The sequence below is a fragment of the Mesorhizobium sp. AD1-1 genome (assembly GCF_020164655.1).
Classification (GTDB): Bacteria; Pseudomonadota; Alphaproteobacteria; order Rhizobiales; family Rhizobiaceae; genus Mesorhizobium; species Mesorhizobium ciceri.
The window spans coordinates 184,785-204,419 of the sequence record NZ_JAIUGP010000002.1 but is presented as its reverse complement, the minus strand read 5'-3'; the positions used below and the strand labels follow the sequence as shown (position 1 = coordinate 204,419).

The window sequence follows — 19,635 nt, the reverse complement described above, 5'->3', positions numbered from 1 at the left end:
TCCCGAACCAATCGCCGGCTTGAAATGCCGGCGGGATCGCGGCGACACGGCCGCGAATTCGGCGGCATTATTACCAGTTCCGCCGTTACGGCAACATTAGACGTTGGATTCGCGCGGCGGGATGCCGCAGGGAGCTTCTCCAGGGCTGTCAGCACTCGAAGAGGTGCGCTGCTAACTGCATGTTTTCGCATGCTAAAGCCGGTTCAGATGAAGAAAAAATCAATAGACGGTTAATCAGCGGCGCGCACAATCAGCCGTGGGAGGACAGGCGAATCAACCTGGGGACCGTCATGCGCGACCATGCCGAAATGGACCTGATGCTCAAAGGCTATGGCTTGACCACTGCCAAGATTCTTTATCACTTTCCCGATCACCCGCATCTGCTGCAGAGCTTCATCTGGCAGGACTACGATCTCGCGCCGAAGTTTCCGGTGCTGATCAAGTTCATCGAATTCTGGAAGGCCAAGCTGGACGGGCCGCTGCATTCGATCAGCTACACCCACCAGAAGCTGATCGCGCCGAATGAATGGCGCAAGGTGGATGGGGAGTTTGTGCTGCACTAGGGGCAAGTTTCGCAGCAACGGCTTCTTGAGGTCGGCGTTCTACGACGCCCCCCTCTGTCCTGCCGGACATCTCCCCCTCAAGTGGGCAGATTGGCAGCTCCACCGACAACGCCGCCCCTTGTTACGCCTGCGATTGGCGAAAGTCGCCGCGACATCCGATCTCCCCCCTTGAGGGGGAGATGTCCGGCAGGCCAGAGGGGGGCGCTGGCCGCGAACCTTGCGCCATGACGGCCCGATGCGCTCAAACCACCGGCGGGTTCAACCGGGCAAAGCCTTCCTGGCGGCGGTAGGGGAAGTACGGGTAGGGTGCTGTGACCTCGCTCGCTGCGTCGAGCTTTTTCACCTGCTCCGGCGTCAAGGTCCAGCCGACGGCGCCGAGGTTCTGGCGCAACTGCTCCTCGTTGCGGGCGCCGATGATGACCGACGATACGGTCGGGCGCTGCAGCAGCCAGTTGATGGCGATCTGCGGCACGGTCTTGCCGGTTTCCTCGGCCACGACATCGAGGGCATCCATCACTCGATAGAGATGCTCGTCCTCGACCGGCGGACCGAAGCTTGCCGTGTCGTGCAGCCGGCTCTGTTCCGGCAGGAGCTGGCCACGGCGGATCTTGCCGGTCAGGCGGCCCCAGCCAAGCGGGCTCCACACCAATGCACCGACACCCTGGTCGAGGCCGAGCGGCATCAGCTCCCACTCATAGTCGCGGCCGACCAGCGAATAGTAGACCTGATGGGCGACATAGCGCGGATAGCCTTGGCTGTCGGCTTGCGCCAACGACTTCATCACTTGCCATCCGGAGAAGTTGGAGACGCCGACATAGCGCAGCTTGCCGGCACGGATCAGGTTGTCCAGCGTCGACAGCACCTCCTCGATCGGCGTGCCGGCATCGAAGGCGTGTAGCTGCAAAAGGTCGATGTAGTCGGTGCCGAGGCGCCTCAGCGCATCATCCACGGATCTGATCAGCCGCGAACGTGACGAGCCGTAATCGCCCGGCCCATCGCCCATCGGCAGCGCGGTCTTGGTCGAGATCAGCACGGCATCGCGGCGGCCTTTTATCGCGTCGCCAAGCACCTGTTCAGAAGCGCCGTTCGAATAGACGTCGGCCGTGTCGAACAAATTGACACCAGCCTCCAGGCAGATGTCGATCAGCCGCCGCGCTTCCCTGGCGTCGCTGTTGCCCCAGGCGCCGAACAGCGGGCCGGAACCGCCAAAGGTTCCCGCGCCGAATGAGAGTGCGGGCACTTTCAAGCCCGATGCACCGAGACGTCGATAATCCATCTTTTTACTCCTGGTGGTATGAAGGGTGTCGGAAGGGTTTGCCGAGGGTAGTCACGAGCGGATGGAGGCAGGTGCGCCGAGCGCCGGGGTACGATCGAGACGCAGCGCCAGTCCGGCCACGCCGAGCGCCGTGAGCGGCAGCAAGGCGGCGACCCAGGTCAGGGCACCCAGGCCAAGCCCTTGGGCAATCACCGCGCCGCCAAGCCAGGCGCCTGCGGCGTTGCCGAGATTGAAAGCGGCGATGTTGAAGGACGAGGCGAGGCTCTGGCCGGCACCTTGCGCCTTGTCCAGCACCCACATCTGCAGCGGCGCCACGGTAGCAAAGGCGGCGGCACCGAGCAGGCCGACATAGATGACGGCCATCACCTGGCTGTGGATGGCGAAGGTCATCGTTGCGAGCACCAGGGCCAGCACCACGAGGCTGCCCAGCACGGCCGGCACAAGCCAGCGGTCGGCGACCTTGCCGCCAAGCAAATTGCCGGCGATGAGACCGCCGCCGAAGACGAGCAGGATCGGCGACACGGCTGCTTCCTTGAAGCCGCTGATCTCGGTCAGCAACGGAGCGATATAAGTGAAGACGGCGAAGACGCCGGCATAGCCGAGCACGGTGGTGGCGAGGCCGAGCAAGACGGGGGTGCGGCGCAAAACGGCGAGATCGGCGCGCAGGTCGCTCTTTTCGGGCGCCGTCCGGCTGCGTGGCACCAGAGCCAGGATGACGGCGAAGGCGGCCACACCGACCACTGTCACGGCCCAGAAGGTCGCGCGCCAGCCAAAGGCCTGGCCGAGCCATGTGCCGAAGGGCACGCCGAGGATGTTGGCGATGGTCAGGCCGGTGAACATCAGCGCGATCGCCGAGGCTTGTCTGTTGGGTGCGACCAGCCCTGTGGCGACCACCGAGCCGACGCCGAAGAATGTGCCGTGGGCAAAGGCGGTGATGATGCGGGCGCCCATCAGCGTCCAGTAGTCGGGCGCCAGCGCGCAGGCGAGATTGCCGAGCGTGAAGATCGCCATCAGCGCCAGAAGCACGGTCTTGCGCGGCCAGTTGCCGGTGGCGATGGTCAGCAAGGGCGCGCCGATGACGACGCCAAGCGCATAGCCCGAAATGAGCTGGCCGGCAGCCGAGATCGAAACGCCGAGATCCTTGCTGACATCGAGCAGCAGACCCATGATGACGAATTCGGTGACGCCGATGCCGAAGGCACCGGCGGCGAGGGCGTAGAGAGCAAGAGGCATGGCGGTTCCCACTTCGGCGATGATGAGCGCCTTGTCCAAATCCGCGCCCGACCCGGAAGATCGTGTTGCCATGCATTGTGAACCAGACTTGCTCCAGGCATATTTTCTGTGAAATAGATTCACAGATGGCCAGATCCGACATCAACCGCTCCGGCGAGATCGAAGTCTTCGTGCACGTCGTCGAGGCGGGCAGCTTTTCGGCCGCGGCGCGCGCCTTGCGCATGACGCCATCGGCGGTTAGCAAACTGATCGCGCGGCTGGAAGCCAGGCTCGGCGCCCGGCTGGTCAGCCGCTCGACGCGCAAGCTGCAACTGACGCCGGAAGGCAGCGCATTCTACGAGAGCGGGCTGCGCATCCTGGCCGACATGGCGGCGGCCGAGCGCGAGGCTGCGGCGGGTGCGGCGCCGCGCGGGCGGCTGCGCGTCAACACCTACGTGCCCTTCGGCGTGCACCGGCTGATCCCGCTTTTGCCGCGCTTCCTCGAACGCTACCCCGAAATCTCGGTCGATCTGGTGCTGACCGACAGCGTCATCGATTTGATGGCGGAGCGTGCCGATGTCGCCATCCGGGCCGGGCAACTCGGCGAGTCACGGCTGGTGGCGCGCAAGCTCGGCCAAAGCCGGATGGTGGTGGTTGCCGCCCCGTCCTATCTTGGAGCGCGTGGGACACCGCGCCTGCCTGCCGAACTCGACCGTCATAATCGGCTTGCCTTCGGCTTTGCCCGCTACAGCGACGGCTGGCCGTTCGCGGACGGTACATCCTTCACGGTTCCCGTCAGCGGCAATGCGATGGCCAGCGATGGCGAAGCGATGCGGCTGATGACGATTGCGGGTGCGGGCATTGCCCGGCTGGCGCGCTGGCATGTCCAGCCCGATATTGCCGCCGGCCGGCTGGTGCCGGTGCTGGAAGACTTCAACCCTGGCGATGTCGAACCGACACATGCCGTTTATGTCGGCCACGGCAAGCACCTGCCGGCCAGAGTGCGGGCCTTTCTCGATTTTCTGGGCGAGAGCGTCCGGCTGACCTGACATCCCCGGAGCCACGGCTCCCGAGATGTCAGCGTGGGCTGTATTTATGCTTTCGGCGTGAACGCCGCCGGACGGCGGCCCGCTGCCTGGCGCTCCAGCATCCAGCCTGGATATTCGGACGGCAGGGCGCTGACCTCGTCGAGACGAACCAGATCGTCGGTGTCGAGCTTCACCTCAGTGGCGGCAAGGTTCTGCTCCAGCTGCTCCATGCGGCTGGCGCCGATGATGACGCTCATCACGAAGGGCTTGGCCAGGACATAGCCGAGCGCCACCGTGGCGACGCTCACATCATGTTTTTTGGCTATGTCGCGCATGACGGCAACGGCCGCCCAGGCGCGGTCCTCATTGACCGGCGGGAAGTTGAAGGACGCGCGGCGGCCTTCGCCATTGCCGGGTGCGCCGGGGCCATATTTGCCGGAGAGCAGGCCACCGGCCATCGGCGACCACACCATCAGGCCGAGCTTCTCCTCATTGAGCAGCGGCACGATTTCGCGCTCGAGATCGCGGCCGGCGATCGAATAATAGGACTGCACGGTCTCGAAACGGGCGAAACCCTTGCGCTCGGCAATGCCGAGCGCCTTGGCGATGCGCCATGCCGCCCAGTTGGAGACGCCGACATAGCGGACCTTACCGCTGGCAACGAGATCGTCGAGCGCCCGCAGCGTTTCGTCGATCGGCGTCACGGTGTCGGTGCCGTGCAACTGATAGAGATCGATATGGTCGAGTTGCAACCGCTCCAAGCTGGCATCGACCGAATCCATGATGTGGCCGCGTGACGAGCCGCGCTGGTTGGGGCCTTCACCCATGGCGCCATGCGCCTTGGTGGCGATGACCACATTCTGCCTGTTGACCTTGAGATCCCTGAGCGACTGGCCGAGCAACCGTTCGGATTCGCCAAAGGAGTAGACGTCGGCCGAATCGAAGAAATTGACGCCGGCGGCAAGCGAATGGGCAACGATCTCGTTGACGCCCTTCTGGTCGAGGCTGGCGATCAGGCCCCATTGGGCATTCTGGCCGGCGGCGCCGAAGGTCATGGTGCCGAGGCACAGTTCGGAGACGAACATCCCCGTATTTCCAAGCTGGTTGTAGCGCATGGTGGCGGCTCCAGAGAGTTTGTGATGACGCAAAGCAAATAGGAACGGTACGTTTCGTTTCCAGTCCTGGAGCAACGAGCCTGTCGGATTGGCCCAAAGGCCGTTGCGTCTCAGCGAGTGCCGAAGATCGCCGAACCGACGCGGACGCTGGTGGCGCCGAAGGCGATTGCTGTTTCGTAGTCGCCGGACATGCCCATCGAGAGTTTGGCGACGTCGGCTTCCTTGCTAAGCTTCTCCAGCAGCGCGAAGTGGGGACCGGGGTTCTCATCGGCCGGCGGGATGCACATCAGGCCTTCGATAGCGAGGCCGTGCACGTCGCGGCAGCGGGCGACGAAGGCCACGGCGTCGCGGGGCTCGATGCCGGCCTTCTGCGGCTCGGAGCCGGTGTTGACCTGGACATAGAGTTTTGGCGCGCGGCCCTGTTTGGCGATCTCCTTGGCGAGTTCGGCGGCGATCTTCTCGCGATCGACCGTCTCGATGACGTCGAACAGTGCTACCGCTTCCCTAGCCTTGTTGGATTGCAGCGGGCCGATCAGATGCAGTTCGATGTCGGGAAATGCGTCCTTCAGATCAGGCCATTTGGCTTGCGCCTCCTGCACCCGGTTCTCGCCGAAGACGCGCTGGCCGGCTTCGATGACCGGGCCGATGTCGGCGGCATCAAAGGTCTTTGAGACCGCGACCAGGGTCACGGCGCCGGCTTCGCGGCCGGCCTCGCGTTCGGCGGCGGCGATCTTCGCCTTGACCGCGAAAAATTGCTGAACGGCGTCACCCATATGCAAATCCTGCTGTTTTGACCGGCGTTTTTGTCAGACGCGGTACCCATATGGTTGACGGGTTTGCCAAACCATGGTGAACACCCGGACCACATTCCCTGAACTGCCGAGCCATCGCCCGCAGTTCGCGCATGCTTTTAAGTGAAAAACGTCCTATGGCAACCGAACGATACAATCCGCGCGCGTCAGAGCCCAAATGGCAGAAGGCCTGGGACGCCAAGAAGCTGTTCGAAGCGCACAATGACGATCCGCGCCCGAAATACTACGTGCTGGAGATGTTCCCCTATCCGTCGGGGCGCATCCATATCGGTCATACCCGCAATTACACGATGGGCGACGTGGTGGCGCGCTACAAGCGGGCCAAGGGCTTCAACGTGCTGCACCCGATGGGCTGGGACGCCTTCGGCATGCCGGCCGAAAACGCGGCGATGCAGAATAAGGTCCACCCCAAGGAGTGGACCTACCAGAACATCGCCACCATGCGCGAGCAGCTCAAGGTCATGGGGCTGTCGCTGGACTGGGCGCGCGAATTCGCCACCTGCGACGTCGATTACTACCACCGCCAGCAGATGCTGTTCCTCGACTTTGTCGAGAAGGGGCTGGTGACGCGCAAATCCTCCAAGGTCAACTGGGATCCGGAGGACATGACGGTGCTTGCCAACGAGCAGGTCATCGACGGGCGCGGCTGGCGCTCGGGCGCGCTGGTCGAACAGCGCGAACTGACGCAGTGGTTCTTCAGGATCACCGACTTCGCCCAGGATCTGCTGGATTCGCTCGAAGGCCTCGACGAATGGCCGGAAAAAGTGAAGCTGATGCAGCAGAACTGGATCGGCCGCTCGGAAGGCCTGCTGATCCGTTGGCCTCTGGCCGACGCCTCTGATGGCGAGCATGAGCTGGAAGTCTATACGACAAGGCCCGACACCATCTTCGGCGCTTCCTTCATGGCTGTCGCCGCCGATCATCCGTTGGCCAAAAAGGCCGCTGCGCACAATCCGGCGCTGGCGAAGTTCATCGAGGATATCGGCCACATGGGCACCTCGGTCGCGGCGCTGGAGACAGCTGAGAAGAAGGGTTTTGACACCGGCCTCCGCGTCGTCCATCCGTTTGACGACAACTGGACGCTGCCTGTCTATGTCGCCAATTTCGTGCTGATGGAATACGGCACCGGCGCCATTTTCGGCTGCCCGTCCGGCGACCAGCGCGACCTCGACTTCGCCAACAAATACGGCCTGCCGGTGATTCCGGTGGTGATGCCGGAAGGCGAGAATCCGGCGACGTTCCAGATCATCGATGAAGCCTATGTCGATGACGGCGTGATGATCAATTCGCGCTTTCTCAACGGCATGAAGCCGGATCAGGCTTTCGACGAAGTCGCCAAACTGCTGGAGCAGAAGACGATCGGCAACCGGCCGATGGCCGAGCGCAAGGTGAATTTCCGTCTGCGCGATTGGGGCATTTCGCGCCAGCGCTACTGGGGCTGCCCTATCCCGATGATCCATTGCGAGGCTTGCGGCGTGGTGCCGGTGCCGAAGGCGGACCTGCCGGTGAAGCTGCCCGACGATGTCGATTTCGACCGCCCGGGCAATCCGCTCGACCGTCATCCGACATGGCGGCATGTGAAATGTCCGCAATGCGGCAGGGATGCGCGGCGCGAAACCGACACGATGGACACGTTCGTCGATTCGTCGTGGTATTTTGCCCGCTTCACCGCGCCGTGGGCACATGAACCGACCGATCCCAAGGCGGCCAACGAATGGCTGCCGGTCGACCAGTATATTGGCGGGATCGAGCACGCGATCCTGCATCTGCTCTATTCGCGCTTCTTCACCCGCGCCATGCGCGAGGCCGGCCATGTCGATCTGGCCGAGCCGTTCAAGGGCCTGTTCACGCAAGGCATGGTGGTGCACGAAACCTATCGCGTTGGCTCGGCATCGAACGGCCGCTGGCTGGCGCCCACCGAAGTTCGGCTGGAGGACGTCGACGGCAAGCGCAGCGCCATCGAGATCGCCACCGGCGAGACCGTCTCCATCGGCCCGCTGGAAAAGATGTCGAAGTCGAAGAAGAACACGGTGAGCCCGGAAGACATCACCGATGGCTACGGCGCCGATACGGCGCGCTGGTTCATGCTGTCGGATTCGCCTCCCGAGCGCGATGTCGAGTGGACCGACGATGGCGCCGCCGGCGCGCATCGCTTCATCCAGCGCATCTGGCGCCTGGTGTCGACGGCGGCCGAAACACTGGCCGGCATCAAGCCCGTGGCGGCCAGCAGCGGCGAGGCCGCGGTGGTTTCCAAGGCCGCGCACAAGATCCTCAAGGCGGTCGGAGAGGATATCGAGAAGCTCGCTTTCAACCGCGCCATCGCCCGCATCTACGAACTGGCCAACGCGCTGACCACGCCGCTTAACGAGGTGGCCGAAGGCAAGGCCGATGCAGCGCTGAAAGGCGCCTGCCGGCAGGCGGTGGAGATTCTCGTGCATCTGATCGCGCCGGTCATGCCGCATCTGGCCGAGGAGTGCTGGGCAACGCTCGGCGGCACCGATCTCGTTGCCGAACGGCCCTGGCCGGTCTTCGATCCGGCGCTGGTCGTCGACAACGAAGTCACCTATCCGGTACAGGTCAACGGCAAGAAGCGGGGGGATTTGACAATTGCCCGCGACGCGGACCAAGGTGCGGTCGAAAAAGCGGTATTGGCTCTCGACTTCGTGCAGAAAGCACTCGAAGGGAAGGCTCCGCGCAAGGTGATCATCGTGCCGCAGAGGATCGTCAATGTCGTTGCCTGATCGGGAAAAGACAGAGTTGAGCCATTTGCTGCGCCGCATGGCGCTTGCCGGCCTGATAGGTTCGCTCGCGCTTGTCTCGGCCTGCACGGTGCGGCCGCTCTATTCGAGCGCGCCACTGTCGGGTTCGCAGGCCAGTGCCAGTGCCGAACTGGCGTTGATCGGCATCAAACCGGTCAATACGCGTTACGGCCAACAGGTGCGCAACAATCTCATTTTCGGGTTTGGACGAGGCGCCGGCGAGCCGGCCTCGCCGGCCTATTCGCTCAATCTCGGCGTGACCGAAGCGGTCGAGTCCGCGGCACTTGTGCAGGTCGGAACCGACGAAGACGAGCCGACCGCCGGTTCCGTGACGCTGACCGGCAGCTATACGCTGGCCGATGCGAAGACCGGCGTGGTGATCGCATCCGGCAAGCGTTCGATCACCTCGTCCTTCGACAGGCCGCGTCAGGAATTCGCCGCATACCGGGCGCAGATCGACGCCGAGAATCGCGCGGCGCGAGAGTTGGCGGAAGCGCTGCAGCTGTCCATTGCCCAGGACCTTGTCCGGCACGGCAAGACCGGCTAGCGCACCTCATCTGCTTCACGAAAACGGTCTGGCGCCCCAGGCATGACGGGATGATCGTGGGATCATGACCAGATTCCCGAACAGAGCCAGATTCTGAACAGAGATTGGCCGAAGAGACCCATCGGCCTGCTACGGCACAGCGAGTAGATCGCGCCACCGGCGAGGCGACGATCGTGCCACGTCGCTCGCAGACTGCCGCGAAGATTTTGGCGCTCAGGATCGTCGGCGACCCATCCGGGAAGCAACTGTTAACCACTCGCTCCCTATTGCTCGGCAGACATTTCAGAGTGAGTCTTGAGAATGGAAGCCAAGCGTTTTTCCCGGGTCAATTTGTCGACGGCCGCACCGCCTGATGATCCCGAGGGGAAGCGCTTCGAGAGCATCGGCGACAGGGGTGATCAGCGAAGTTCTTCCGCCGCAGGCGCCCTTGATCGTATGGCTCGCAAGGAGCCGGACGGTCGGCAGCCCGCCACACGCCAGGCCGGCTATTCCGCGCCTATGGTCGATCTCGGCGGCAACAAGCGGCCCTATATGGAGCCGCGGAGTGGCTCCGACGACACGCCTTCGAAAATCGGCGATATCGAGAGCCCTGCCTGGCAGGAATATTTCTTCCTTGCACCCAACGTGCGTTTTACACGCACGCCGGATTATGAGGCCAGGAAGCATCATCCGCAGCACGAGCGTGTCGTCGAACACGGCGCGACGCGCCCGGCACAGCAAGCCGTTGCGCAACCCATGGTCGGCAGGGCGTCCTCCGCGCCCTCGCTCCTGGCATTGCCGGCGTCGGTGAAAAGCCCTGCCTCCCAGCCGCAGACCGGGCGCGCCACGCAAGGGCCACTGCCGCCGGCTGCTGCCTTTGTCCCGTCGGTGCGCGCCAGGGAGAGGGCGCCAGCCGTTGCGCCGGTGCCGCCGAGGACGGTCGCAACGGGACGGGCATCCGCGCGTGCGTCCGTTGCTCCGGGCGCCCCGACCAAAACCGAAAGGCAGCGCTGGCCCTATCTTTCGGATCATGCCTTCTTCGAGGCTATGGCACCCTATCTGGTCGACGTTTCGCCGTCGGCCCGGCAAACCGGTTCAGCGTCGCCTGCGCCGCTCGCCGCAGCGCCAGTCACCACTATGCCGATCGACATCCGCCCGACGACAGGGACCGATGCCACCGCCTTGTTTCGTGTCATCGACTGCCTGCCGGGCCAGGCCTTGAAGCCGTTGCCGGATGTTTGGCCGGCCAATTCGAACCAGGCCGTCGCCCAACCTGACGTGCCGGCGAGCAATGCGCCGTCGCCGATCCAGCCTGTCGCAATTCCAGCCGCCAAAAGCGTCGCCGTTTCCGCGCCGGCCGCGCCAAGTGCGAACGTCCCTGCCAAGGCCGTTGGCGCCCGCTCTGCACGCTTGCCTGGGGCTGGAAAGGTCGTGCTGTCAACCGCGGGCGATCCCTATGAGCTTCCCTCGGAAGAGCTGTTGCAGCAGCCACCGGAGGGACAAGGCTTCTACATGTCGCAGGAGCGGCTCGAGCAGAACGCGGATCTCCTGGAAAGCGTGCTCGAAGACTTCGGCGTGCGTGGCGAGATCATTCATGTTCGTCCCGGCCCGGTCGTCACGCTCTATGAATTCGAGCCGGCGCCGGGCGTCAAATCTTCTCGCGTCATCGGGCTTGCCGACGATATCGCCCGCTCCATGTCGGCGATTTCGGCGCGCGTCGCCGTCGTGCCCGGCCGCAACGTCATCGGCATCGAGCTTCCGAACGAGATGCGCGAAACCGTCTATTTCCGGGAACTGATCGAATCCGAGGGCTTCCGCAAGACAAGCTGCAAGCTGGCGCTGTGTCTCGGCAAGACGATCGGCGGTGAGCCGGTCATCGCCGAGCTGGCGAAGATGCCGCATCTGCTCGTGGCCGGAACCACCGGCTCCGGCAAGTCGGTCGCCATCAACACCATGATCCTGTCGTTGCTCTATCGGCTGAAGCCGGAAGAATGCCGGCTGATCATGGTCGATCCCAAAATGCTCGAACTCTCTGTCTATGACGGCATCCCGCATCTGCTGACGCCCGTCGTCACCGATCCCAAAAAAGCCGTCACCGCGCTCAAATGGGCGGTGCGCGAAATGGAGGACCGCTATCGCAAGATGGCGCGCCTCGGCGTGCGCAACATCGACGGCTACAACGAGCGCGCCGCCCAAGCCCGCGACAAGGGCGAAACCGTCGTCATGACGGTGCAGACCGGCTTCGAAAAGGGCACCGGCGAACCGCTTTTCGAACAGCAGGAAGTAGACCTGGCGCCGATGCCCTACATCGTCGTCATCGTCGACGAGATGGCCGACCTGATGATGGTCGCCGGCAAGGAGATCGAAGGCGCCATCCAGCGTTTGGCGCAGATGGCGCGCGCTGCTGGCATCCACCTGATCATGGCAACGCAGCGCCCCTCGGTCGACGTCATCACGGGCACGATCAAGGCCAATTTCCCAACCCGCATTTCCTTCCAGGTGACGTCGAAGATCGACAGCCGCACCATCCTGGGCGAGCAGGGCGCCGAGCAGCTGCTTGGCCAGGGCGACATGCTGCACATGATGGGTGGGGGACGCATTTCCCGCGTGCACGGTCCCTTTGTCTCCGACGCGGAGGTCGAGCATGTGGTCGCACATCTGAAGGCACAGGGCCGCCCCGAATATCTGGAAACCGTGACGGCCGACGAGGATGAGGAAGAGGAGGAAGACGACCAGGGCGCGGTCTTCGACAAGGGATCGGTTGCAGCCGAAGACAGCGATGCGATCTACGACGAGGCGGTCAAGGTGGTGGTGCGCGACAAGAAGTGTTCGACCTCCTACATCCAGCGCCGCCTCGGCATCGGCTACAACCGCGCCGCATCCCTGGTCGAGCGTATGGAAAAGGAAGGATTGGTCGGCGCACCCAACCATGTTGGCAAACGCGAAATCATCATGGGCCGGCGCCAGCCGGCGACCGTGCCTGAGGATGACGGCGCGGACTGAGCGACCCCGGCCGTTATGGGATCATGCTTCAGGGGATGCTTCAGCTGCGGGTCAAGCTCGTGAATTCCATCACCTATCCCAGCCTAAACCTTAAGCATCTACACTAGCGGTTAGTGACGGCCTTTCCAATGCTGACGACCACATAGGATAACCAGCCAATGACATGCCCGAAGAAATAGATGCACAGTCCCAAATATGTAAGCAACGCAATCACAAATAGCTTCTCACCTAACGCAACATTCGTCACGAAGCCTTGAGGCAACAGGGCAAGAATCCAACCGAAGTGAAGGCCCCAGCTACACCCCCATTGACCACACGTCCGGTTGGCACTCAGCACCGTTGCGCCAAGCCACACGACCGAAATCACTATGAAACTCACCCACGAATAACGTTTGTCCCGAATGAGGCCGTAGATTGAAAATGCCTTTGCGAAAGCGAGTCCTATTGATGCAAGAACAGAAAAGGCGATTGAGATTAGAAGGCTCATGTTCGACCCAGTAGCTAAAACATCGAAGCTACAGCCAGCACCTTTACAAAGGGTTCGACCAAGTCATCGTTTTTTAAGTTCGTCGAAGGGCATCTCTCTAGCGTGATATCCAGGGTATGCTTCAGCAGCGTGTCGATCTGGTGAACTCGATCAAATATCCTGTTTTGAACTTGTCGCTCTCGATTTCAGCTGGATGCAATGCTGCGATGCAGTAAAGCCAAAAGAGCTAGTGCAAGGCACGCAAAAACAAAGACATGGAAAGTCACCCCACCCGCAGCACATAAAAAAGACCGGTTGCCCGGTCTTTTTTCACTGCAAGCGCATTGGCTTCAGCCGATCGCCATCTCAGCCAATCGATTGGCCGGTCTTGGCCCAGTCGGCGAGGAAGGCGGCGAGGCCCTTGTCGGTCAGCGGATGGTTGACCAGGGCCTTCAGGGTCGCCGGCGGCGCGGTCACGACGTCGGCGCCGATCAGTGCCGCCTGCTTGACGTGGTTCACGGTGCGCACCGAGGCGACGAGGATCTCGGTCTGGAAATCGTAATTATCATAGATCTGCCGGATCTCCTGGATCAGCTCCATGCCGTCGATGCCGATGTCGTCGATGCGGCCGACGAAGGGCGAGATGAACGAGGCGCCGGCCTTGGCCGCAAGCAGCGCCTGGTTGGCCGAAAAGCACAGCGTGACATTGACCAGGCGGTTCATCTCGGTGCGGATGGTCTTGCAGGCCTTGAGGCCGTCCAGCGTCAGCGGCACCTTGATGCAGACATTGTCGGCGATCTTGGCCAGAACCTTGGCTTGCTGCATCATCTCGGAATATTCGGTGGCGGTGACTTCAGCCGAGACCGGACCCTTGACGATGTCGCAAATCTGTTTGGTGACCTCGGCGATCTTGCCGCCGGATTTGAGGATCAGCGAAGGATTGGTGGTGACGCCGTCGAGCAGCCCCAGATCGTTCAGTTCACGGATATCCTTGACGTCGGCGGTGTCGACAAAAAATTTCATGGCGGGTCTCCTGAAGATTTTCATGTGCATGTCATGCACATTTGGGGTCGGCCTTTGATCTAGACCAAAGTCAGGGCAAGGTCACGCCTCATGATCGAAGATTCGCCCTTTGTCGCAGCCGCACCGGTGCTGGTGCCGATGCCCGCCGAACGCCCCTACACCTATGCCGTGCCGGCCGGCATGCGCGTGGTGCCGGGCTCGATCGTGCGTGTGCCGCTCGGGCCGCGCCAGGTCGCCGGCATCGTCTGGGATGGCGCGGTCGAGAAGGTCGACGCGAAAAAGCTGCGCCCCATCGAACAGGTCTTCGACTGCCCGCCGATCGACCGCGCGATGCGCCGTTTCGTCGACTGGGTGGCGCAGTACACGCTATCGCCACCGGGCATGGTGGCGCGCATGCTGCTCAGGGCGCCGGAGGCTTTCGACCCCGAACCGTGGATCGAGGGGTTGCAGCGCACGCTTCTCGCACCCGACCGGATGACGGGTGCCAGGCAGCGCGTGCTGGAGACGGCCGAAGGCGGCCTTGCCTGGACGCGCTCCGGCCTCGCTCACGCCGCCGGCGTGTCCTCGACGGTGATCGACGGCCTGAGGGCGCAAGGCGTGTTCGAGACCGTGATGATCCCGCCGCGCCCGGTGGTGGCCGCGCCCGATCCCGGCTACGCTATTCCGGAACTGATGCCGGACCAGGGCGCCGCGGCGCAGATGCTGCGCGCCAATGTCGCAGCCGGCGTGTTCAACGTCGCGCTGCTCGACGGCGTCACCGGTTCGGGTAAGACCGAGGTCTATTTCGAGGCGGTGGCGGCTGCGCTCGACCAGGGGAGGCAGGTTCTGATCCTGCTGCCGGAAATCGCGCTGACGCATGCCTTTCTCGAGCGCTTCCAGCAGCGCTTCGGCGCCAAGCCGGGCGAATGGCATTCCGACCTGCCGCCGCGGATGCGCGAGCGGGTTTGGCGGCAAGTGGCGGAGGGCGGCGTGCGGGTCGTCGCCGGCGCGCGCTCGGCGCTGTTCCTGCCGTTCAAGGAGCTCGGCCTTATCGTCGTCGACGAGGAGCACGACCCTGCCTACAAGCAGGAGGACCGCGTCTTCTACAATGCGCGCGACATGGCGGTGGTGCGCGGCCATATCGGCAGCTTCCCCGTGGTGCTGGCGTCGGCGACGCCGTCGGTCGAAAGCCGGGTCAATGCCAGCCAAGGTAAATATAACAGGGCGGTGCTTTCCGCTCGCTTCGCCGAGGCAGCACTTCCGCATCTGAAGGCGGTCGACATGCGGCGTGCGCCGCCGGCGCGTGGCGGTTTCCTGTCGCCGGTTCTGCTCGACCAGATGCGCCAGACGCTGGAGAGGCAGGAGCAATCGCTGCTGTTCCTCAACCGGCGCGGCTATGCGCCACTGACGCTGTGCCGGGTCTGCGGCCATCGCTTCGGCTGCCCGGTCTGCTCGGCCTGGCTGGTCGAGCACCGGTTTCGCGGGCAACTCGTCTGCCATCATTGCGGCCACAATGAGCGCCGCCCCGAAGCCTGCCCGGAATGCGGCACGCTGGATCATCTGGTCGCCTGCGGGCCGGGTGTCGAGCGCATCGCCGAGGAGGTCGTGACGCATTTCCCCGACGCGCGCACCATCGTCTTGTCGTCCGATCTGATGGGCGGCGTGCGGCGGCTGCGGCTGGAGCTGGAAGCGATCGCCGATGGCGAGGCCGACATCGTCATCGGCACGCAGCTCGTCGCCAAGGGCCACAACTTTCCCAACATGACTTTGGTCGGCGTCGTCGATGCCGATCTCGGACTTGCCAATGGCGATCCGCGCGCCGCCGAGCGCACGTTCCAGCTGCTCAGCCAGGTCACCGGCCGCGCCGGCCGCACCGGCAAGAAGAGCCTTGGCCTGCTGCAGACTTTTCAGCCCGACCACCCGGTGATGCGGGCGATCGTCTCGGGCGACGCCGAGGCATTTTACGAACGTGAGATCGCCGAGCGCGAACGGGCTGCCCTGCCGCCCTTCGGCCGGCTCGCGGGTGTCATCGTCAGTGCGGTGACACGAGCGGAAGCCGAGGGCCACGCACGTGGCCTGCGCCGCGCCGCACCCGAGGCGTCAGATCTGTTCGTGCTGGGGCCAGCCGAGGCGCCACTGTCACTGCTCGGCGGCCGCCACCGCTTCCGGCTGCTGATCCAGGGCGAACGGCGCGCCGACATGCAAGGTTTTATCAGGGCCATGCTGGCCAACGGGCCGAAGCAACGCGGCTCGGTCCGGGTGCAGGTCGACGTCGACCCGCAGAGTTTTTTGTAAGGTTGCGCTTTCAGCGATAGGTTGCCCGCAAGCCAGCGAGATGTGGAAACTCATATGAAGACCCTTGGCCTGCTCGGCGGCATGAGCTGGGAATCGACCGCCATCTACTATCGCCTGCTCAACGAGATCGTGCGCGAACGGCTGGGTGGGCTGCATTCCGCGAAACTGCTTCTGTGGTCGTTCGACTTTGCCGAAATGGCCGAGCGGCAGCATCACGGCGACTGGGACGGTGCCGGCGTGCTCCTCGTAGAAGCGGCGCGCAAGCTTGAGGCCGGCGGCGCGGAAGGTCTGCTTCTGTGCACCAACACCATGCACAAACTGGCCGATCAGGTGCAGGCGTCGGTGTCGATCCCGCTGATCCACATCGCCGATGCCACCGCAGTGGCGGTCAAGCGTGCCGGAATGCAGCGTCCGGCGCTGCTGGCGACGCGCTTCACCATGGAGCAGGATTTCTACAAGGGCCGGCTCGCTGACAGATTTGGCTTGGACCCCGTGGTGCCGGATGCGGCCGGGCGCGACATGGTGCACCGTGTCATCTACGAGGAACTGTGCCAGGGCATCGTCACCGAAACATCCAAGGCGGCCTATATCGCCGAGACCGAACGCCTGCGCCGCGAAGAGGCGGCCGACAGCGTCATCATGGGCTGCACCGAGATCACCATGCTCATCGGCCAGCAGGATTTCGACATCCCGGTCTTCGACACGACGCGCATCCATGCCGAGGCGGCTGTGGAATTCGCGCTCGGTTGATGCGCGCTGCCTAAAGTACCTGGGCCCATCTGGCGCGGGGGCTTTCCTCCGTTAGAATGCCCGGAATTTCAAAACAGGCATTTCGAGGGGACAAGATGGATTTTGCGCTTCCATGGCCGACGAGCCAGGGCGAATGGCTGGCTTGGTCGAGCGCCGTCTTCACGGTGCTGCTCGGGCTTTTGTTCTTCCTGGCGCCGGGTCTCGCCTTTCGTGCCCTGCGCCTGCAGGTCAAGCCAGAGAAGGCTGCGGCGATCGCCGAGGGGCGCGGCAGGATGTCGGGCTTTTATCTCGGTGTCGGCCTGTGCTGTATCCTGCTGGCGCAGCCGCTGATCTACATGGCGCTTGGCTTCTCCTGGCTGTTCACTGCCTTCGGCCGGCTGCTGTCGATGATGTCTGATGGCGCCAACACGCCTTTCAATTGGGTTTCCATTGTGCTGGAATTGGTCCTGGCGGCGTTGCCGCTCGCCTTCGCCTTCGGCTTTCTGCCTTGAATCATTGGGTATTCCGCGATGGAAGACGGGCGACTTTCGCCGGATGCGACAATAGTGCCTGAAAACCATGCGGAACGACGCATTGCGGTCTTAAAATGCCTGTGCTAGACGGCAATCGACTTTCGGCCGGGGATAGCGGAAGCCGCGCCTCCGTGCTCGAAAAAATGCAGTAAGGTCAAAGATTTAGCCAGAGTTTTTGCTCGCGCCAACAATCTACGGCCTGTCAGACAAGAGAAAAGACGGTCCGTGGCTCAATCGTCATCGCCAATCTCAGGTGTCGCAGAACGCTATGCGGGTTCGCTGTTCGAACTCGCCCTGCAGGCAAATTCCGTGGCCAAGGTCGAAGCCGACCTCAACAGTTTCGAAATCATGCTCGCGGGCAGCGCTGATCTCACCCGGCTGATCAACAGCCCGGTGTTCTCCAGCGAGGACCAGGCGAAGGCCATCGCGGCGATCGCCGACAAGGCCGGGATCACCGGCCTTACCGGAAGTTTCCTGCGTGTCGTCGCCCGCAACCGCCGGCTGTTCGCCATTCCCGGCATGATCAGGGCGTTCCGCCAGATATCAGCCGAACACCGTGGCGAGACCGCTGCTGAAGTGACGTCGGCTCACGCGCTGACGGCTGTCCAGCAGACCGAACTCAAGGCGGCGCTGAAGAGCGTTGCCGGCAAGGATGTGGCTATCTCCGTCACCGTCGATCCGTCGCTGCTCGGCGGGCTGGTGGTCAAGATGGGCTCGCGCCAGATCGATACGTCGCTCAAAACCAAACTCAATTCGCTCAAGCTTGCACTGAAAGAGGTCGGCTGATGGACATCCGCGCCGCGGAAATTTCCGCAATTCTGAAAGACCAGATCAAGAATTTCGGCAAGGAGGCCGAGGTCTCCGAAGTTGGACAGGTGCTGTCCGTCGGTGACGGTATCGCTCGTGTCTACGGCCTCGACAATGTCCAGGCCGGCGAGATGGTCGAATTCCCCGGCGGCATCCGCGGCATGGCGCTCAACCTCGAAGCCGACAATGTCGGCGTCGTCATCTTCGGCGCCGACCGCGACATCAAGGAAGGCGACATCGTCAAGCGCACCGGCGCCATCGTCGACGTTCCCGTCGGCCCAGGCCTGCTCGGCCGCGTCGTCGATGCGCTCGGCAATCCGATCGATGGCAAGGGTCCGATCAAGGCAGTCGAGCGCAAGCGCGTCGACGTCAAGGCGCCCGGCATCATCCCGCGCAAATCGGTGAACGAGCCGATGTCGACCGGTCTCAAGGCCATCGATGCGCTGATCCCGGTCGGCCGCGGCCAGCGCGAGCTGGTCATCGGCGATCGCCAGACCGGCAAGACCGCCATCATCCTCGACACGATGCTCAACCAGAAGTCGGTGCACGACAACGGCCCCGAGAAGGAAAAGCTCTACTGCGTCTACGTCGCCGTCGGCCAGAAGCGCTCGACCGTCGCGCAGTTCGTCAAGGTGCTGGAAGAGCGCGGCGCGCTCGAATACTCGATCATCATCGCCGCCACCGCTTCCGACCCGGCGCCGATGCAGTTCCTGGCGCCGTTCGCCGGCTGCACCATGGGTGAATATTTTCGCGACAACGGCATGCACGCGCTGATCAGCTATGACGATCTGTCGAAGCAGGCCGTCGCCTATCGCCAGATGTCGCTGCTGCTGCGCCGCCCGCCGGGCCGCGAAGCCTATCCGGGCGACGTGTTCTACCTGCACTCGCGCCTGCTCGAGCGCGCCGCCAAGCTCAACGACGATCTGGGCGGCGGGTCGCTGACCGCTCTGCCGATCATCGAGACGCAGGCCAACGACGTGTCGGCCTACATCCCGACCAACGTGATCTCGATCACCGACGGCCAGATCTTCCTCGAAACCAACCTGTTCTTCCAGGGCATCCGTCCTGCGGTGAACGTCGGTCTGTCGGTGTCGCGCGTCGGCTCGGCCGCGCAGATCAAGGCGATGAAGCAGGTTGCCGGCTCGATCAAGGGCGAGCTCGCGCAGTACCGCGAAATGGCGGCCTTCGCGCAGTTCGGCTCGGATCTCGACGCCGCCACGCAGCGCCTGCTCAACCGCGGATCGCGCCTGACCGAACTCCTGAAGCAGCCGCAGTTCTCGCCGCTGAAGACGGAAGAGCAGGTCGCGGTGATCTTCGCCGGCGTCAACGGTTATCTCGACAAGCTGCCGGTCAACCAGGTCGGCAAGTTCGAGCATGGCCTGCTCAGCCACATGCGTGCGGCCGGCAAGGACGTTCTCGACGCCATCCGCAAGGAAAAGGCACTGTCGGACGATCTGCGCGCCAAGCTGAAGGCCGAGATCGACGCTTTCGCCAAGACCTTCGCCTGAG

16 protein-coding genes are annotated in these 19,635 nt (G+C 63.4%); 10 read left to right on the top strand and 6 right to left on the bottom strand.

Features of this window, described 5'->3' with window-relative positions:
• The first annotated feature begins 290 nt into the window (after positions 1–290).
• Complete coding sequence (locus tag LB519_RS04480; RefSeq protein ID WP_013529022.1) at positions 291–563, top strand: usg protein; 273 nt, start codon at positions 291–293, stop codon at positions 561–563.
• Positions 564–804: 241 nt separating this feature from the next.
• On the opposite strand, the gene LB519_RS04475 is transcribed toward LB519_RS04480, so the two are convergent.
• Both LB519_RS04475 and LB519_RS04470 read right to left on the bottom strand, forming a co-directional pair.
• Complete coding sequence (locus LB519_RS04475) at positions 805–1,839, bottom strand: aldo/keto reductase (protein ID WP_224618836.1); 1,035 nt, start codon at positions 1,837–1,839, stop codon at positions 805–807.
• Positions 1,840–1,890: 51 nt separating this feature from the next.
• A complete protein-coding gene (locus tag LB519_RS04470; RefSeq protein WP_024504216.1) occupies positions 1,891–3,072 on the bottom strand; it encodes an MFS transporter in 1,182 nt (393 codons plus the stop codon).
• A 125-nt stretch (positions 3,073–3,197) separates the two neighbouring features.
• Between LB519_RS04470 and LB519_RS04465 the strand changes: the two genes are divergently transcribed.
• Positions 3,198–4,100, top strand: a complete 903-nt coding sequence (locus tag LB519_RS04465; protein WP_224618834.1) for a LysR family transcriptional regulator — start codon at positions 3,198–3,200, stop codon at positions 4,098–4,100.
• A 44-nt stretch (positions 4,101–4,144) separates the two neighbouring features.
• Here the strand turns inward: LB519_RS04465 and LB519_RS04460 are convergent, their stop codons facing one another.
• Positions 4,145–5,194: an aldo/keto reductase gene (locus LB519_RS04460; RefSeq protein ID WP_063169457.1), complete on the bottom strand. Its 1,050-nt coding sequence runs from the start codon at positions 5,192–5,194 to the stop codon at positions 4,145–4,147.
• Positions 5,195–5,304: 110 nt separating this feature from the next.
• Positions 5,305–5,967, bottom strand: a complete 663-nt coding sequence (locus LB519_RS04455; protein WP_024504219.1) for a YggS family pyridoxal phosphate-dependent enzyme — start codon at positions 5,965–5,967, stop codon at positions 5,305–5,307.
• A gap of 155 nt (positions 5,968–6,122) precedes the next feature.
• Between LB519_RS04455 and leuS the strand changes: the two genes are divergently transcribed.
• From leuS to LB519_RS04440, 3 genes are all read left to right on the top strand, one after another.
• The gene (leuS, locus tag LB519_RS04450) at positions 6,123–8,747 is read left to right on the top strand and encodes a leucine--tRNA ligase (RefSeq protein ID WP_127371019.1); all 2,625 of its coding nucleotides are present in this window, start codon (positions 6,123–6,125) and stop codon (positions 8,745–8,747) included.
• On the top strand, positions 8,734–9,312 hold the full coding sequence (lptE, locus tag LB519_RS04445; RefSeq protein WP_013529029.1) for an LPS assembly lipoprotein LptE: 579 nt from the start codon (positions 8,734–8,736) through the stop codon (positions 9,310–9,312). The genes leuS and lptE overlap by 14 nt, the downstream gene beginning before the upstream one ends.
• A gap of 300 nt (positions 9,313–9,612) precedes the next feature.
• A complete protein-coding gene (locus LB519_RS04440; protein ID WP_224618833.1) occupies positions 9,613–12,294 on the top strand; it encodes a DNA translocase FtsK in 2,682 nt (893 codons plus the stop codon).
• Between the two features lie 103 nt (positions 12,295–12,397).
• Here LB519_RS04440 and LB519_RS04435 read toward each other — a convergent pair whose 3' ends face one another.
• Both LB519_RS04435 and fsa read right to left on the bottom strand, forming a co-directional pair.
• Entirely contained in the window at positions 12,398–12,781 is a 384-nt protein-coding gene (locus tag LB519_RS04435; protein ID WP_127218570.1) for a hypothetical protein, read from the bottom strand.
• A 345-nt stretch (positions 12,782–13,126) separates the two neighbouring features.
• Complete coding sequence (gene fsa / locus LB519_RS04430; RefSeq protein WP_024504222.1) at positions 13,127–13,783, bottom strand: fructose-6-phosphate aldolase; 657 nt, start codon at positions 13,781–13,783, stop codon at positions 13,127–13,129.
• 90 nt (positions 13,784–13,873) lie between these two features.
• Between fsa and LB519_RS04425 the strand changes: the two genes are divergently transcribed.
• The 5 genes from LB519_RS04425 (at position 13,874) to atpA (ending at position 19,634) form a co-directional block, all read left to right on the top strand.
• Positions 13,874–16,057 carry a primosomal protein N' gene (locus LB519_RS04425; RefSeq protein ID WP_224618830.1) on the top strand — a complete coding sequence of 728 codons (2,184 nt, stop codon included), beginning with the start codon at positions 13,874–13,876 and terminating at the stop codon, positions 16,055–16,057.
• Between the two features lie 54 nt (positions 16,058–16,111).
• Positions 16,112–16,807 carry an aspartate/glutamate racemase family protein gene (locus LB519_RS04420; RefSeq protein ID WP_224618828.1) on the top strand — a complete coding sequence of 232 codons (696 nt, stop codon included), beginning with the start codon at positions 16,112–16,114 and terminating at the stop codon, positions 16,805–16,807.
• 95 nt (positions 16,808–16,902) lie between these two features.
• Positions 16,903–17,298, top strand: a complete 396-nt coding sequence (locus LB519_RS04415; RefSeq protein WP_013529034.1) for a DUF4345 family protein — start codon at positions 16,903–16,905, stop codon at positions 17,296–17,298.
• 246 nt (positions 17,299–17,544) lie between these two features.
• Entirely contained in the window at positions 17,545–18,105 is a 561-nt protein-coding gene (locus LB519_RS04410; RefSeq protein WP_224618826.1) for a F0F1 ATP synthase subunit delta, read from the top strand.
• Positions 18,105–19,634: a F0F1 ATP synthase subunit alpha gene (atpA, locus tag LB519_RS04405; RefSeq protein ID WP_013529036.1), complete on the top strand. Its 1,530-nt coding sequence runs from the start codon at positions 18,105–18,107 to the stop codon at positions 19,632–19,634. Before LB519_RS04410 ends, atpA begins: the two co-directional genes overlap by 1 nt.
• Position 19,635: the final 1 nt, after the last annotated feature.